This is a genomic window from Gimesia maris (genome assembly GCF_008298035.1).
GTDB classification, from domain to species: domain Bacteria; phylum Planctomycetota; class Planctomycetia; order Planctomycetales; family Planctomycetaceae; genus Gimesia; species Gimesia maris.
Map to the genome: position 1 here is coordinate 7,471,341 of NZ_CP042910.1, position 16,797 is coordinate 7,488,137.

Consider the following 16,797-nt stretch of genomic DNA (forward strand, 5'->3'; position numbering starts at 1 on the left):
AATTACTTCTATGAAATGAACTCGAGCAGCTGATTGTGTGACACATCAACATTGTTCGATACAAAGACTCTCAGAGAAGCATCTTTTTAGCAGAAACAGGGTGTCAGCTCAAATGACTGGGTTTAGATTGTATGAATCTTTCAGGCACCCGGGCGGTTACGCTGCTGCAAGGTCCAGAGAGTTCGCGCACAGGTCAGGAAGGCTCTCTGAATGACGAAAACCCTTGAATGGAATGGCTTTCCGACTGAACACCATCCCGCGATAATGCTGTCAGAATGGACTGTTTTTTTCGATTCGGGGATTTGGGATCGAGGATTACAGATAATTCACTGCAGGGTGGAATCCCGAATCTCGTCAGGCACTCTGAGACTTGTTAGACTGTCCTGTTCCGGTCTCAGGCTGAAATGCAGTCTGCCACCTTCATTTAAAACGCCTTTACCATCTGTCTTGTTCGAAACCGTTTTCCGATGAGTTCAACTTCACAACACAATCACCCAGAGACTTCTGGCACGTCCTATCCCCTCCTGAACGTGGAAGCCATGGACCCCCAGTTGACCACGATTCAGCCGGGCGGCGGGATCATTATCAATCTGGAGATGCTCTGGGGACGCTGGCGGCGGTTCTGGCTGAAGACATTTCGGCGCGGCTACGTGCAGAAGATGCAGAGCAGTCGCAAGGGGGATTTCAATCCCTGCCCGCATGAAGTACTCGATCCGCGCGATCTGAAGTACCATGAAAATCAGGGGGGGTATTACTGGGAAGCAGCTGACGATCCGTTTGCCTATCGCAGTCGGCTCCCGTTTGCGCGGGAAGGACTGGCAGAACTGATCGTGCTCTCCACCCTGTTCTTCGGCGGTGCAGCGTTGACGGCAGGACTGCTGCTGTCCTTTCAGGCATCGGGTCTGGTCGCGATTTTCGGCTGGCTGCTGGCGTTCACTCTGCTTCTGTTCGGTCTGGAAATTGTCTGGTTCTTTCGCAATCCGAATCGCACGATTCCGGCGGGCGAAGGCGTCATCGTTTCTCCCGCCGATGGCACGTTTGATACGATCGAAGAAATCGAACATCATGAATTCATAGGCGGCCCGGCGATTGAGATCGGCATTTTCCTGTCGATCTTCAATGTGCACATCAACCGCATGCCGGTCGCCGGCAGAATTATCAAACTCGCTTATAAACCGGGTAAATGTCTGAACGCACTGCGACCGGAATCCACGCGCGAGAATGAGCGTCTGGAAGTTTACCTGCAGATGCCGGCACCCACGAACCGGCCGATGCTGGTGCAGCAGATTACCGGCGCGATTGCCCGCCGCATTGTCTGCCGCATCAAACCAGGCGATGAATTAGAAAAGGGCCAGCAGTTTGGCATGATTAAACTGGGCTCAAGGACGGTAATCGTGTTTCCCAGGGAACCAGGCCTGGAAATCCTCACCAAACCAGGTGATAAGCTGCTGGCAGGATCGACGATTCTGGCAAAGTACACGGATGCTGCAGAGAGTGTGACACCAATGGGGAAGGCATCCAATGATGACAAAGAAGCGTAAACTGATCGCCGTGCTCCCGACGCTGCTGACACTGGGAAATGCGGCCTGCGGATTTGGTGCGATTACCTATGCGGCGAAGGTCGGTCCGGAATATCTGGGACAGGCAGCCAATGGTGGTGGCCTGACCCGCATGCTGGGAACTTCACCGGGCCTGTATAATTCATTTGAAAATCAGCACCTGTTTATCGCCGCGGTTTTGATTTTCGTGGCGATGCTGTTTGATGCGCTGGATGGGAGCGCCGCCCGCTGGGCCAACCAGACCAGTGAATTTGGTGCCCAGCTCGACAGCCTGTGTGATGCCATCAGTTTCGGAGTGGCGCCGGCATTTCTGATGCTGCAGATGGTCCAGTTTCGCACGGATTATCATCCCCGGCTGTTATGGGTCATTGCGCTGCTGTTTGCCGTCTGTACGATCCTGAGGCTGGCGCGATTCAATGTGGAAACAGAAGAGGAAGATACGCATGAAGGGTTCAGCGGTCTTCCTTCACCAGCCGCTGCAGGAGTTGTGGCTTCCTTTCTCATCGCGATGCGGGGAATCTACAAACTGGCGGAGACGGAACACGATACCCTGGCCAAGTCGATTGCCGACTGGTTGATCCCCGCGGTCGCCTGGTCGCTCCCCTGGATCACACTGGCGGTCGCGGCGTTGATGGTCTCGCGGATTCGTTATTCGCATGTTTTTAATCAACTGTTCAGAGGTCAGCGCAGCCGTCGCCATGTGCTGCAACTGGTCTTTTCGATGGCGCTGGTGTTTCTGGTTCAGGAGCTGGCCATCCCGGTTCTGTTCTGTTATTTCGCGTTTTCGTCTCCAATTCGTGCTTTTTGGGAAGAAGTTGTCTCTGGACGACTATACAAATCGAAACAAATTTGAGAAACTGGCACGTTTAACTCCCCCTTTAATCGAACCTTGAAGGTACTGTCGCCGATGTTTACGGGACTGGTCGAGGGTCGAGGTACCGTTCATCTTCTGGAGAAGGACGGCTCCGCCATCGATTTAACGCTTGCGATTCCGGAATGGATAACGAATGATGCCCACATGGGAGACAGTGTGGCCATCAACGGATGCTGCCTGACGGTCGTTGAAATCGCAGTCGGCTTCCTGAAATTTCAGGCGGGCGCGGAAACCCTTGCCAAAACCAACCTGGGTTTGCTGGCACCGGGCGATGAAGTCAACCTGGAGCGTCCCCTGGCAGCCAACGGCAGACTCGGCGGGCATTTTGTCCAGGGCCACGTGGATGGCGTCGGTACGATCAAATCGATCGACAGGGATGGGGAGTGGATCACGATGTGGTTCAATATACCGGAAGCATTAGCACTGCAGATGGTTGCGAAAGGTTCGGTCACGATTGACGGGATCAGCCTGACAGTTGTGGAATGCCAGCCGGCAGCCTTCAGTATCGCTTTGATACCGCATACGCTGGAAGTGACCACCCTGGGCCAGAAACAGGTGGGCAGCGTCGTGAATATCGAAACGGACATCCTCGGGAAGTATGTACAGAAACTGATTCCCATAACATCAGATGGTTTCAATGAAAGAAGATGAAAGGCAGACTCGATCTTATTTAATGCAGCTCTTTGAGCGGCATGGCTTTAACCCGCGCTCTGATCTGGGCCAGAACTTTCTGATCGATCTGAATATCATCGAGTACGTTGTTGAACACGGCCATATCCAGCCCAACGATATTGTGCTTGAAGTCGGAACCGGCACGGGAGGCATGACCACCTTCATGGCGCAACAGGCAGCGCATGTGATCACGGTGGAATACGACCGCAACATGCACACCCTGGCACAGGAAGCGACACAGAAATACGACAACATCACGCTGCTGAACTGTGATGCGTTAAAAAATAAAAACCATATGTCCCCGATCGTGCTCGATGAAATTGCCGCTCAACTGGAAGCGCATCCGGGCAGTCAGCTCAAGCTGGTGGCAAACCTGCCTTACAATGTGGCAACGCCGATCATCTCGAATATCGTGGCCTCCGATCTGCCCTGGAATCGCATGGTTGTGACGATTCAGTACGAACTCGGGTTGAAGATGGCCTGTAAGCCAACCTCGTCCAATTACGGTGCCCTGTCGGTCTGGTTGCAGTCACAGTGTTTTGTGAAGCTGCTGAAGAAACTGGGGCCAACGGTCTTCTGGCCGCGTCCCGGAGTCGATTCGGCCATCGTTCAGCTCACACCCAATCCGCCACTCAAACAGAAGATTGTCGACCGGGTCTTCTTTCAGGACTTTCTCCGCAGAGTGTTTCAGCATCGCCGTAAACTGATGCGGAGTACCCTCGTGGGGATGTACAGCAAACAGCTACCCAAAGCGGACGTCGACGCAATCCTGTTATCCCATGGGATTGATAAAGAAAAAACACGGGCCGAAGAACTGAATGTTCCCGAACTGATTGAACTGGCTAACTCGTTTCAGGAACAGATCGCACAACAGGCAAAACGGTAAAAAAATTGCCTGCCTTCCAGGCAGTGCCTAAAATGCGTTCATCAAAAATAACTTTGAATTAAATTACATATAAACAGCAAAAATATTCAAGCGTCGTGTTAAGGAGAGGAACAATGGAAGATCGCATTATCTGTCAGGGAATTACATTTGATGACGTCTTACTGCAACCTGCATACAGTGAAATAATGCCATCGGAAGTCAGTGTTGCCACACAGCTTACCAGAAATATCCCTCTGAATGTTCCGATCATCAGCAGTCCCATGGATACAGTGACCGAAAGTGACATGGCGATCGGGATGGCCCAGGAGGGGGGCATTGGCATCATTCACAAGAATATGACAGCCGAACAGCAGGCGATGCTCGTTGACGTGGTCAAGCGGAGTGAACATGGGGTTATCGTCGATCCTGTCACCCTGCCGCCGGAAGCCACGGTCGCTGAAGCTGCCGAAATCATGAAACGCAGGAATATCGGCGGTGTCCCCGTCACGAAAAATGGGAAGCTTGTAGGAATTTTAACGAGTAGGGACCTGCGATTTTTAGACACGCCAGACAAGTCTATTTCCGAGGTTATGACGAAAGACAAGCTTGTAACGGCTAAAGAAGATACAACGCTTGAAGCGGCTCAGCGGATATTATTAGAAAATAAGGTCGAGAAACTTCTGCTGGTTGACGAAAATTATCAACTGAAGGGGCTTATAACAATTAAAGACATCGACAAGACGATGCAGTTCCCTCTGGCCTCTAAAGATTCACGAGGTCGGCTGCGAGTGGGAGCTGCCGTTGGTGTACGCGATTATGAACGAGCCGCTTTACTGATTGAAAAAGGGGTTGATCTCCTGGTTGTTGACAGTGCACACGGCCATTCAGGCAATGTGATCGAGACCGTCAGAGAAATCAAAAAGCAATGGGACATCGATGTCGTTGCCGGTAATGTGGCGACAGAACAGGGTGCCCGTGACCTGGCAGATGCGGGTGCAGATGCCGTCAAGGTCGGCATTGGTCCTGGTTCAATCTGTACGACACGAATTATTTCCGGTGTCGGTGTACCGCAGTTAACGGCCATTTCCAATGCCGCCAAGGCATTGGAGGGGTCGGGAATTCCGGTCATCGCCGATGGAGGGATTCGATACAGTGGAGATATTGCCAAGGCACTGGCAGCGGGTGCCCATACGGTGATGTTGGGAGGTTTGCTCGCAGGTCTGGATGAGAGTCCGGGCGAATTGATTCTTTACCAGGGACGCAGTTTCAAGCGTTATCGTGGTATGGGGTCAATGGGAGCGATGGTTAAAGGCAGTAGCGAACGTTACCGTCAAAGTTCTATTAATCAAGATGGAAAGGACACAGCTAAAAAACTCGTTCCGGAAGGAGTAGAAGGTCGCGTGCCCTACAAAGGCCCGCTGCAGAATCTGCTCTATCAGCTTGTAGGAGGACTACGGGCCGGCATGGGTTACCTGGGTGTCCAGTCTATCGCGGAAATGCGTACCGAAGCTCGATTTATTCAGGTTTCAGCAGCAACGGTCAGGGAGAACCATCCGCATGATATTGCAGTTACTCAAGAAGCACCAAATTACACAGCCGAGCATTCGCCCATGGAATAGTCGCCGCCTGCGGTGGCTGTTGACCGTGACGATCGCGCTGGGATCATGCCCTTACTCATTTGCTGGTGAGCCTGCGACATCCACCGATCCGTTTCTGTCCCAGTCCAGTTCGACAGCGCAAACCTGGGAAGAACTCAAAACCCGTTCTCCCGAACAACGCTGGGAATCGCTGGCGAAAGAGAACAAACGCGAACTGAAAAAACAGGAACGCAAAGATCGTCGCGAGCAGCGTAAAATCAGCCGCAACAGTGATGAACTGGAATTCGTTCCCGAGTTCCGCCAGATTCCCGATGACATGCCGCAAACACCGGCTGCCACCGGTGCACTTAACAAAGCCCCGGCAGCAACCAGCTTCAGCACACCGGTGAGCACGCCTGTTGCACCCGGAGCAGAATCTTATAAAACGATCGGCCTGGAACAGAATCCGTCTGGACCGACGACAACAGCAAAAAATCTGGAATTCAAAGGACCGGCTCCTGTCAGTCAGCCACAGCAGATTGTACCGGTCTTCCCGGATACTCAGACTGCAGGTTCGACTTACATCAATACTCAAAACACATATGAACCGGCCGATCCTGTACCTGGCCTGGACCCCAATTCTCCAGATTTTCTGGAAGACGAAACGCCTCATATGTTGAAGAAGATTGCCGGCATCAACCCGTTCTTCAACTACGAGCCTGATCCTGAAATTGCCAAAAACGAGCCCTGTCGCAACCTGTGCCCGCGACCGGACGGGAAACCCTGTAAAACTTCCGATGAACAGGGGGAACACATCCTGGCCTGCCCTCGCGAATTCCAATTGAGCCATGAACCTTACTCGGGTCGTAACTTCACCGAAAGCATTTATACCTGGGAAGCTTCTGACATCAATTATAACCCACTCTATTTTGAAGATCCCAACCTGGAACGCTATGGTTACTCACGCCGCGATCTGGTACAGCCATTTGTCTCCGTCGGCCGGTTCACCGGTCAGTTACTCGCATTGCCTTACCAGATGAGCATCGACCCCGTGAGGAAAAAAATGTATCCTCTGGGATTTTATCGTCCGGGTGAACCTAATATTCCGAAACGCATCAATGGAATCCCCTGGAATACCAAAGCAGCAGTTACTGAAGGACTTACAGCAACCGGTCTGATCTTCCTGCTCCCATAAATCCCACAAGGGGATTCGCAGCTAAGTGGTAGTTGCTGAACAGTGACAAATTCGATATTCTCTAAACACACCTTGATCCCCTGGATCAGGGTGTGTTTTTGTTATCTGTTTCATCCATCCTGCTATTTTGAGAGTGATTTTCAGTCCTATGTCTCGTGACTCCGCAAACAATGTCTCTTCTGCCTCCCGTGAATTAGCCAATGATATCATCCAGCGAGTGGCCAGGTTAGTCAGCGAAGCAGAAGCAGAAACCAAACCACTGGAGCTGGATCCCTATCGCAGCCAACTGTTTGAACTGTTCGTGATGGCGGACGCTGCCGGCTTTGTCTCAGAAGAAGCGGAAATTGATCTGACAGCCGACAATCTCTGTCGGGAACTGGCCAGTCACTGGGGTCTGGCATCAGCCACCCAGAATGCTGTCGAATCGCAGGGCAAGCTGCCCCCCGATCAACTCAGCAAAATGCGGATCCTCTGGTCCGTGCTGCGACTGTGGATGGAATGGGCTTACGCCTGGAAACGCTGGGAAGAATTCCACCCTAACGATCGCCCCTGAGATCGGTCGCTCAGACTCAACCAGTCAAACCATCCCAGAACGCTTTCAAACGCTCACCCGCCTGTTCGCTCGTGAATAGTTCCAGAGACTGCAACCGCGCTGACTGTGCCAGTGACTGGCTGAGACCAGGATCATTTAACATCCGATTCATCGCGTCTGCCAGTAACTCAGCATTGCCCGGGGGAACCAGCAAGGCAGAAACGTCGTGCGTCACGATTTCCTGTGTCCCCCCCACTTCGGTCGCAACAATCGGCAAGCCACTGGCAATCGCTTCCAGCAGTACCCGCCCCAGGGGTTCCTGTTTCGCAGGATGCACGAGCAGGTCGGCTTCGTTCATGAGGAAGTTGATGTCTTCGCGATATCCAAGTCGGTGCAGCCGACCTTTTAAACCAGGTAGCTCAAACGCGGCGTCGAGTGCCTGGTCAAAGTCGATGCTCTCCTGTTTCTGCGAATGACGCTCTCCCACCAGTAGAAAATGCGTGTGCCGATCCCCCTGCTCTGCCAGCAAGCGGGCCGCATTCGCCAGCACATCCTGGCCTTTGCGTAAACCAATTTGACCGATGGTCAGACAGAGTTGAGTCTCTGGAGCGAGTCCCAGTTCCTGTTTCAAAGCACCAGTCGCCGGTCGTGGTTGAAAACGCTCGATATCGACGCCGTTATAGCAGACGGTGACCCGGTCAGGGTCAAGGCCTCGACTGATATGAAAGTCACGGGTTGCTGCTGACACCGCCGCCAGCCGCTGATTCTGGTTCAGATCGTGAATTGCGGCACGACTCAGTTTGATGATATCCCGCAGATGCCCGGAGCAGGGAACCGGTATCTGGGCGGCGAGTGCCCCTGTCAGTCGCGACATTGAGAGACTGTTCGCATGCAGCAGATCAAAGGCCCCAGACTTCAGAACGGGAATGAGTTGATTCCCAATCGCTTCCCGCGACAGGCGCTGCCCGTGTGCATCGTGAAACAAAACGGGATGACACTCAATGCCGATCTGTTCCAGCGCAGACTGCAACAGACTTTCAGGAGGACAAAAGGCCGTAAACTCGAACGACTTTCCATGCACCCGTGAGAGTACTGCCAGCATCGAATGTTCGCCTCCGTTCAAAGAGCCGAACTCAAACAGGAGGGCAATACGTTTCACGAATCAGTCCGCTTTGACCGGTTGATCGAGTTTCGCCGACAGGACGGCTGCCTTCGTTTTTTGCAGTCCTGTCTTCGCGACTTCCAGCGGATCCTGCTGCCAGTAATCGCGATTGAACAGTTCCAGCGATAACGTTCCGCGGAAGCCGGCCTGATGAATCATCCGGAAAATCTCAGTCAAAGGGGCCACTCCATCGCCGGGATAGACGCGGTGGGAATCGTTGATGGTCTCACGTGGTGGATTGGCGGGATAGTCATTTACATGAAAGACCTGGATGGCAGAACGACTGAGCAGACCGAGCCCGGCGAAGTCAGACCCCCCTTTGTAGATGTGATAAACGTCAGGCAGCAGACACGCTTTGGGATGCCCGCTCTCAATGGCGACGAACATCGATTCTCCCAGTCGCGACAATGAACTGGAGAAGCCCCAGACTTCGACCTGGGGAATCACGTCCATCTGGTCGCCCAGTTCCAGCAACGCGCGATACCGTTTTGCAGCGTTGAACAGATTGAGATCGGTCTGTTTTGTTGCGCCGGTCGGAGGGGCCGCAATGCGGATGCCGCCAATCTGACGGAGCGTGTCCATATCCCGCTTCGCAACTTCCAGCCCCTCTTTTCGTGCAGCGTCATCGTCGACAATCCACTGGGCAAAGCCAATCGCACTTTCAACCGTCAGTCCGGCATCGTCGATGCGTTTCTTGAGGTCTGACAGCGAGCCGCCGGCTTTTACATATTCGTCGATGTCGCGCAGCCAGGGTTCAATCGAATCGTAGCCGGCCTGGGACGTCAGATCGATCTGCTCGACGATCCCCAGTTTCTGACCACGGATGGTGCTGGTGTTGAAACAATAACCAAATGGTTCTGCAGCGGTGCGCGTGCGGTTCGTACCCGCGGTCGCGGTTGCAGGTGCAGCGATCCCTGCTGCCAGGAGACCGCCGGCGGCCGCCAGCATTTCACGTCGATTGAGATTGGTTTGCATTCAGTTGATTCCGGTGGGCTGTTTAAAGGGTTGGTTATCCATTAAAGCTACCGGATGCGCAGACCATTTTCAACCTGTTCCCATGCCCCGGTCAAAGGCTTCCAGGTCCCGCTGAAACAGGCTGAGCACTTTCTGCTGCGTTTCCCGGTTGATTTTCCAGTTGGGATTATCCACGGTATAACGATTACAGTGATCCACAATCAGCCGATACAGAAACTTGAATAAATGTCGGGGCACCCGCAGTTGGGCAAACTGACCGATCAGTTCCTGTTCCGAGATTGAATCATCGAACAGATCTTTAATGGACAGATTGGAGCCGGGTTCTATGGCACAGGCCCGCACTCGATCGCAGGCGACGTCATACAATGACTCACCGGTCCAGTCCAGTGATGTCACCAGGTTCTGCTTATCCAGCCGCGAACGTTCGTAGAATTCTTTTTCTTCGCGCTGCAGATAGTAGACCACATCAGAGGGGAGCAGCAGCTTGAACGCGATGCCCGGATGTTTGAGCAGTTTATTATCGAACATGGGCCAGAGCAGATCCCGCATGCGTTCCGCCGAGCCATTGACCAGATGCGGTTCATCGACCCGGTCTACCAGAATCACGATATTCGTGAATCCCATTTTTTTGAGGATGGTTTGAAATTTGGTGAGCAGTTCGTACCGGTCATCGCTGCGGTCCCGATAGGGGATTGGCTGTCCGGCAAGTTCCCGCCGTTCGATGCGCGAAAGAATTTTTCGCAGCGCGTTAGGCAGATGATCAAAGACGCGGACTTCGCGCGTCACCCGCCAGGCTTTCCAGAGCAGTGTTGTCTGTCGCCACAACCAGGGTGCCCAGCCGGCAAACATGATCAGCCAGATCCACCACTTGCTGAAATCTTTCCAGTTCCCCAGGTAAAACACCAGGCCGACCGTGACAACCGTCACCAGAAAACCCAGGGCCCGTTCCCATTCCGTTTTCCAGCAGGAGAATTTCAATTTTTTCCGCAGTCGATTCCAGCGTTGAACGGCTGGCATATCGAGGCTGTTGTCATAAAACGCCGCCAGCAGCAGCAGATCGCGTTTTTCCAGGTGCGTCAGATTCGACACCTGCGCTTTGGAAACGGATTTGATGTTGTTATCAGCAGATTCGTCTGGCTCAATCATCTCACCGATCAATTGTGTCACGCCGAGTGAGAGAATGGCATCCATGTGATCCCATAACCGCCAGTGAGAGAGCAGTCGCTCTGGACGGCGATTGCGTCCTGAATAGCGTTCGCGGAAACAGTCCAGAAAGGGATTGAAGTCGTCGTATTCAATCACCAGTACACGATTTTCGGGATGGCTTGTATTATGCTTTTGCAGTTGCTCAATCATCTGCATGCGGATGGCGGTTTTACCGGCTCCTTTTTCGCCGAACACCACCGACGTGGACGGGTTGGTCGGATTGGAAAATATTTTGTCCCAGACCGGATGATGCGTGCCGTTGAGACAGAATTCCTTGAAAACGTGATCGCTTTGCGCGTCTTCCTGCCCGAACGGATTCTCTTTAATTCCGTGATGCTCCAGAAACTGTTGAACTTTCATAAATATCCACTTATTTGAACAGAGTCGGGTTAAATCTTTACTGAATAGCAACTTAGGGCAGTATATTTACAGCTGCGTGACTTCCTGATCGAGCCAGAGGCGGAGCGGCAGTCGTTCTGGCGGCACTCATGTCAAAATGCGAAGTCTGGGCAACCGTATTGTTACTAAAACATAGGTCATCAATCACAAAAATGGTAGTCCCTGCATTCTGTGAGCGGGAAAATAGTAACTGATTTTCAGGACGGTTCATAAAGCACCTCTTGCAAGTTGCGCGTGGTTTCAAGAGAATTCACGACAGTCGGAGAGTGCTCCGTCCGAAAAGTGTTCGTGTTTCTATTCCTGCTGAAGGTTGTATTCTACGTTGAACTGGCTTCCTCTTCTTGGTGCAGTGGCCTTGTTTGCCATTGGCATGCGGCTATCGGCCCTGTTCAGTGGATCAGAAACCGGCTTCTATCGCGTCAGCTTTCTGCGGTTGAATATCGATGCGAACGAGGGAGATCCGATCGCCAAGCGGCTCTGCTGGTATGCACAAAACCCGAGCTATTTTGTCGCGACCACTTTGATCGGAAATAACCTGGCCAATGATCTGACGACCATCGCCATTTCAATCGGTATCGCCGAAGTCTTTCAGCAATCAGGAGGCTCTGCAGAAATCGTGACCACGATTCTCTTCACGCCGATCATCTTTATCTTTGGTGAAATGGTACCCAAAAATCTGTACTACCGCTCGCCTTCCATGTTATTGAAACGTTACAGTCGCTGGTTCGATTTCTTTTATCGGGCGTTCTGGCTGATCAGCACCCCGCTGGTCGCCATCACACGTTACCTGGAACGCTTTTCGCCCGATCGCAATAAGCCGGCACAGCTGGTCCTGGGACGACAACGCCTGGTGAAAGTGCTGGAAGAAGGACACCTGGAAGGCCTGTTGAGTAATTCCCAGAAGCAGCTGGTGCGGGGCATGTTCAATACGGCGGCCCAGTCTGTGAAGAAGCTGATGATCCCACAGAATCAGATTACGGGAGTCACGCGTACCACAGACGCGGGAGACATTATTCAACTGGCACAACGGAATCAGCTCTCATTCATCCCCATTCGTGCCCGAGGCAATTCCAGTGAATGGACATCTTACCTGAAGCTGGTCGATCTGATCACCTCGCCGTCACCCATTATTCCCGCCGTCTATAACATGCCACGTCTGCAGTCTGATTTCAGTATGCTGGAGTCTCTTTATATTTTGAGAAACTCTTCTTCCGCTTACGGAGCCATTTTCGAAAATGACAAACAGGTGGGCATCGTGAGCCAGCTGGATCTGGTGAAAGCCCTGTGTTCTTCCGACAGCCCGCTGATGATGACCCGCGCGAACCTTTAAGCGGCTGATTTTCGCTGTTTTTCGGCTGGATTGCGGGATCAGGCTGTGGGGCGTACAATCAACGCCCATTGAACAATCAAAGCTCAACCGGACACGAAATTCGTATCTGCGAGCATTGATCTGCAGGCCATTCGGGAGAACCCTGCCTCGTTTTCCGTGTCTGATTAGAACACGTTCGTTCAGACGCCTGACCAGAATTAACCATTTTCGGAATTATTATGACCCAACGTCGCATCTTAGTCACCGCGGCTCTGCCATACGCCAACGGTGATATTCACATCGGCCACCTTGTGGAATACATCCAGACAGACATCTGGGTGCGGTTCCAGAAACTGCGCGGCCACGCCTGCCGCTTCTTCTGTGCTGACGATACGCATGGAACAGCGATTATGATCCGCGCCCGCCAGGAAGGCCGATCGGAAGAAGCGCTGATCGCTGATGTTCAGCAGAAACACATTACTGACTTCGCCGGTTTCAACATCGAATTCGATAATTACGGCAGCACCAACAGCGAACAGAATCGCAAGCTGTGTTACGAAATCTGGGAAGCATTACGCACCGCTGACCTGGTCGTTGAGAAAGAAGTGACTCAGCTGTTCGACGTACAGGAAAATACATTTCTGGCCGATCGCTTTGTCAAAGGGACCTGTCCCAAATGTAAAGCCCCCGATCAGTATGGCGACAACTGCGATAAATGCGGCAGCACCTACACACCCGCCGACCTGGCTGATCCGATCAGTACGCTGTCGAATACCACGCCCGAACTGCGTACCGCCAGCCATCTGTTTGTCCGCATTGAAGACCTGCACGGCTTCCTGGTTGAATGGACGCAGTCAGGCGAACATCTGCAGTCCGAAGTCGCCAACTATCTGAAAGGGCACTTCCTGGGTGACCCACTGCGTGACTGGGATATCTCCCGCCCTGCGCCTTACTTCGGATTTGAAATTCCGGACAGCCCCGGTAATTACTGGTACGTCTGGTTCGACGCGCCCATCGGTTACATCGCCTCCACCCTCGAATGGTGTGAAAAGCACGGCGAAGACTTCGACCAGTGGTGGAAGAACCCCGAAACCGAAGTGCATCACTTCATCGGCAAAGACATTACTTATTTTCATACGCTGTTCTGGCCCGCCATGCTGAAAACAGCTGGTTTCAATCTGCCTGAGAAAGTCCACATTCACGGATTCCTGACCGTGGATGGCGAAAAAATGTCCAAATCCAAAGGGACCTTCGTCAAAGCGGCGACGTATCTGAATCACCTCGATCCCGCTTGCCTGCGTTACTATTACGCTTCCAAACTGGGACCGAGACTGGATGACCTGGATCTGAACCTGGATGAATTCATTCAGAAAGTGAATTCCGATCTGGTCGGCAAGGTGGTCAACCTGGCGAGTCGCTCGGCAAAGTTCGTGGCGAAGACGGGCCTGTCTGCTGCCTATCCAGAGGACGGCGGTCTGTTCGCGCACGCCGCCAGCCGCAGCGATGCGATTGCCGCCGCTTATGAAGCCTGTGATTACAATGGCGCAATGAGAGAAATTCTCGCGCTGGCGGATCGCGCCAATAAATTCTGGGACGACAAAAAACCCTGGGAAGTAAAAAAAGATGGAAGTCGTCAGGCAGAGCTTCAAGATATTTGTACTATATCGCTCAATCTCTATCAGCAGATTGTGATCTATCTGACCCCGGTTCTGCCGCAGCTCTCCGAGCAGACCGGCGCACTGTTGAATGATCCGATTGTAAACTGGGATCAGGCACAGACTCCATTGGCAGGAACGGCCGTCAATAAATTCCAGCATATGTTTAAACGAATAGAAGAAAAACAGGTACAAGCCATGACTGAAGAAGCAAGAGAAGATGTTGCCGCTGCTGAAAGTGAAGCAGCAGCCTCACAATGGAACGACAGCGGAGAGGCCCTTGAGCAGGAGCCGATGTCGGAAGAATGCACGATTGATGATTTCGTCAAAGTTGATCTGCGCGTCGCCCGGATTGTGGAAGCAAACTCGGTTCCCGAAGCCAATAAGCTGCTGCAGCTGACGCTCAGCCTGGGAGGCGATGAACGCCGCAATGTGTTTGCCGGCATCAAGAGTGCGTATAACCCGGAAGAACTGGTCGGTCGGCTGGTGATCTGCTGTGCCAACCTCAAGCCCCGCAAAATGCGGTTTGGTACGAGCGAAGGTATGGTGCTGGCCTCTGGACCGGGTGGGAAAGACGTCTTTCTACTCTCGCCGGACGAAGGGGCAGTCCCCGGTCAACGCGTACATTAAATGCGAAATCCGAAGTAATGAAACAGGCCGCCTGAGTTCTCTCGGGCGGCCTGTTTTCGTATTCATATCAGGCAACAGTTCTTCCAGGAGAGACCTGCTATGGATTGTGTCGTACTGGATGCCCGGTCAAACCATAACGTTTTCCCTGCTGGCTGGTCGTCCAGAAAAAGGCGTCCCATTTCCCCTGCCTGACCACAGGTGTAATATGCCCACTGTAGATGATGTTGCGTGGCTGATCTTCAGGTTCGAGATATCGCTGATTTTTATGAAACGCCCGAAATGGACCAGCGGGCTGCTGTGATACGACATGGGCAATCTGAGCACTTCCTTTATGAAAATGCTCAATGATAAACAGGTGAAAGAGCCCATCGACAAAGACCGCTCCTGTCAGTTCCTGGGCACGGACCATCTCAGGCGGTGCCGCCACGGGAATGGCCTGGGACCAGGATGCTTTGTCTCGCGGATTTTTTGAAGCACGGTATACGATCTGATACCCATCGGCTCCCGTCGTACGGTGATACAGATGAAAGCGGTCATCCCCGGCTCTCGATATGAGGGCGACATCATCGTCTTCGCCGGGCAGATCTGAAACTGGTTGACCGGATTTGTTCCAGGGAATCTGTTCCGGATCAGCGCCCGACCAGGCCAGGCCTGCACTCCGCCCGGTATACTGTCTGGTTTTACGCGCACTATAAGGGCAGTAGATCACGCCATCGACCAGAGTCGCTGCAACGGGACTGGCCACACCATAGCGATCGAAGTCGTCTGCTGCAGTTCCTTTTCTGATCGCCACACCATGGTAGCGCCAGTCAGCTAAATCCAGACTCGAAAACAAATGGATTTCCGTATTATAGGTATTGGGGTGATCATCACTGGCCAGCGGAATCACGTCTGCCAGCAGGTAATATTTTTTCTTTTCAGGATGCCAGACAATGGTATGTTCGCGCAGGCTGGATTCGCCTGTGATAGAACCCTCCGGCAAGGAAACTTGAAATGTGTTTGTTCGATCGCATAACGCGGGTAACTCGGCTCGCAGTACCTGTTGAAAAAGCACAGCTACCACTAATATCCGGAACAGGTTTGACATCAATTCCATGGCCACACAACCTTTCTTTCCCGCACGATCGATTCCAAACGACTGATCAGTCGTCGCTCTCCTTCGACGTATCCGTCAGGAATGATCCACTCTTGATCAGTGATTTCACTGCATTTTGGACAAGGTTTTGCCCGCAAATCAACACAACCGCTGCAACCCTCACAAAGCACGCCGCCAGGCGTTTATTCTTCTGAAATTCAATTGACTCGCTTGATAAAAAACATAAGTTTTGGGTGGCCACTCAGTCGGTGTCTCCTCTGATCGGGCCAATGACAGAGGATCTGATAGGTTAGTTAGTTTTTATTCCAGCACAAATCTGATCCTGTAACAAACTGAGGTTACCTGTTCCAGCGCGAACTCAATGAGGAACACCTCGAATCATTTAAATCAACACGAAGTGAATCGCACATTCGTAAATCTCGGAGAAGGACAATGACTAAAGCAACACTACAGCAGAATCGACGGGCTGGTTTTACGCTCGTTGAAGTTATGATCGTGGTCGTAATTCTTGGAATTCTGGCTGCAACCGTTTTACCGCAGTTTATTTCAACTAACGATGATGCCAAAGAATCAGTACTCGTTCAGGACCTGCAGACTCTGCGAAGCCAGATTCAGGTCTACAAGTTCCAGCATGATGGAAAATATCCTGGCGACGGTTCGACCGATCCAGATGATTTCCGTAATTCATTGCTGCTTTCCAGTGATAAAGATGGAACCACCGGTGCCGTCGGAACGAAACCACTGGGTCCCTACCTGATTGGCAGTCTTCCTCCCAACCCGTTCACTGGTGGTCGTGGAGTCATGATCGTCACCGATGTTGCCGGTACGGCACCTGATGAAGCAGCCAAAGATGGAACCGAAACTGTAGGCTGGATTTATAATCCTGCCACAGGCGAAATCAAAGGTAACAACGCCGGAACTGCCGCTGATGGCAGAGACCTGGACACATTATAATCGTTCGCCTCAGCCTGGCCTCAACATCCGGCTGAGCGTTTGAATTAAAAAGTGTAAACCTGATTCAGCCCCTTGCATGCATTTTGTGCAAGGGGCTGTTTTCATGTATTTACAGGCCTTGTATTGCATTTCGAATG

The 16,797-nt window shown here is 52.4% G+C and carries 14 protein-coding genes; 10 read left to right on the forward strand and 4 right to left on the reverse strand.

Going from position 1 to position 16,797, the window contains the following annotated elements; genetic code table 11:
* The first annotated feature begins 467 nt into the window (after positions 1-467).
* The 7 genes from GmarT_RS27885 to GmarT_RS27915 all read left to right on the forward strand — a co-directional run bounded on the left by GmarT_RS27885 (position 468) and on the right by GmarT_RS27915 (position 7,295).
* Entirely contained in the window at positions 468-1,541 is a 1,074-nt protein-coding gene (locus tag GmarT_RS27885; protein WP_198139401.1) for a phosphatidylserine decarboxylase, read from the forward strand.
* Positions 1,522-2,412: a CDP-diacylglycerol--serine O-phosphatidyltransferase gene (pssA, locus tag GmarT_RS27890; protein ID WP_002645424.1), complete on the forward strand. Its 891-nt coding sequence runs from the start codon at positions 1,522-1,524 to the stop codon at positions 2,410-2,412. Before GmarT_RS27885 ends, pssA begins: the two co-directional genes overlap by 20 nt.
* A 54-nt stretch (positions 2,413-2,466) precedes the next feature.
* Positions 2,467-3,084: a riboflavin synthase gene (locus tag GmarT_RS27895; protein ID WP_002645423.1), complete on the forward strand. Its 618-nt coding sequence runs from the start codon at positions 2,467-2,469 to the stop codon at positions 3,082-3,084.
* A complete protein-coding gene (rsmA, locus tag GmarT_RS27900; RefSeq protein ID WP_002645422.1) occupies positions 3,071-3,991 on the forward strand; it encodes a 16S rRNA (adenine(1518)-N(6)/adenine(1519)-N(6))-dimethyltransferase RsmA in 921 nt (306 codons plus the stop codon). The genes GmarT_RS27895 and rsmA overlap by 14 nt, the downstream gene beginning before the upstream one ends.
* Positions 3,992-4,104: 113 nt before the next feature.
* Complete coding sequence (gene guaB, locus GmarT_RS27905; protein ID WP_002645421.1) at positions 4,105-5,589, forward strand: IMP dehydrogenase; 1,485 nt, start codon at positions 4,105-4,107, stop codon at positions 5,587-5,589.
* The gene (locus GmarT_RS27910) at positions 5,528-6,742 is read left to right on the forward strand and encodes a hypothetical protein (protein ID WP_149303514.1); all 1,215 of its coding nucleotides are present in this window, start codon (positions 5,528-5,530) and stop codon (positions 6,740-6,742) included. The genes guaB and GmarT_RS27910 overlap by 62 nt, the downstream gene beginning before the upstream one ends.
* Before the next feature lie 148 nt (positions 6,743-6,890).
* Complete coding sequence (locus tag GmarT_RS27915) at positions 6,891-7,295, forward strand: hypothetical protein (RefSeq protein ID WP_002645419.1); 405 nt, start codon at positions 6,891-6,893, stop codon at positions 7,293-7,295.
* 16 nt (positions 7,296-7,311) lie between these two features.
* Here the strand turns inward: GmarT_RS27915 and GmarT_RS27920 are convergent, their stop codons facing one another.
* The 3 genes from GmarT_RS27920 to GmarT_RS27930 form a co-directional block, all read right to left on the reverse strand.
* Positions 7,312-8,433, reverse strand: a complete 1,122-nt coding sequence (locus tag GmarT_RS27920; RefSeq protein WP_002645418.1) for a glycosyltransferase family 4 protein — start codon at positions 8,431-8,433, stop codon at positions 7,312-7,314.
* Between the two features lie 3 nt (positions 8,434-8,436).
* Positions 8,437-9,411, reverse strand: coding sequence for a sugar phosphate isomerase/epimerase family protein (locus tag GmarT_RS27925; RefSeq protein ID WP_002645417.1), 975 nt, complete (start codon positions 9,409-9,411; stop codon positions 8,437-8,439).
* A 69-nt stretch (positions 9,412-9,480) separates the two neighbouring features.
* Positions 9,481-10,977, reverse strand: a complete 1,497-nt coding sequence (locus GmarT_RS27930) for a hypothetical protein (protein WP_002645416.1) — start codon at positions 10,975-10,977, stop codon at positions 9,481-9,483.
* A gap of 361 nt (positions 10,978-11,338) precedes the next feature.
* Here GmarT_RS27930 and GmarT_RS27935 point away from each other — a divergent pair, with 361 nt between their 5' ends.
* Positions 11,339-12,346 carry a CNNM domain-containing protein gene (locus GmarT_RS27935; RefSeq protein ID WP_044237020.1) on the forward strand — a complete coding sequence of 336 codons (1,008 nt, stop codon included), beginning with the start codon at positions 11,339-11,341 and terminating at the stop codon, positions 12,344-12,346.
* A gap of 218 nt (positions 12,347-12,564) precedes the next feature.
* Positions 12,565-14,610: a methionine--tRNA ligase gene (metG, locus tag GmarT_RS27940; RefSeq protein ID WP_002645414.1), complete on the forward strand. Its 2,046-nt coding sequence runs from the start codon at positions 12,565-12,567 to the stop codon at positions 14,608-14,610.
* A 97-nt stretch (positions 14,611-14,707) separates the two neighbouring features.
* Here metG and GmarT_RS27945 read toward each other — a convergent pair whose 3' ends face one another.
* Positions 14,708-15,706 carry a glycoside hydrolase family protein gene (locus tag GmarT_RS27945; RefSeq protein ID WP_002645413.1) on the reverse strand — a complete coding sequence of 333 codons (999 nt, stop codon included), beginning with the start codon at positions 15,704-15,706 and terminating at the stop codon, positions 14,708-14,710.
* Positions 15,707-16,138: 432 nt separating this feature from the next.
* On the opposite strand from GmarT_RS27945, the gene GmarT_RS27950 reads away from it, so the two are divergent.
* Entirely contained in the window at positions 16,139-16,660 is a 522-nt protein-coding gene (locus GmarT_RS27950) for a type II secretion system protein (RefSeq protein ID WP_002645412.1), read from the forward strand.
* Positions 16,661-16,797 lie beyond the last annotated feature (137 nt).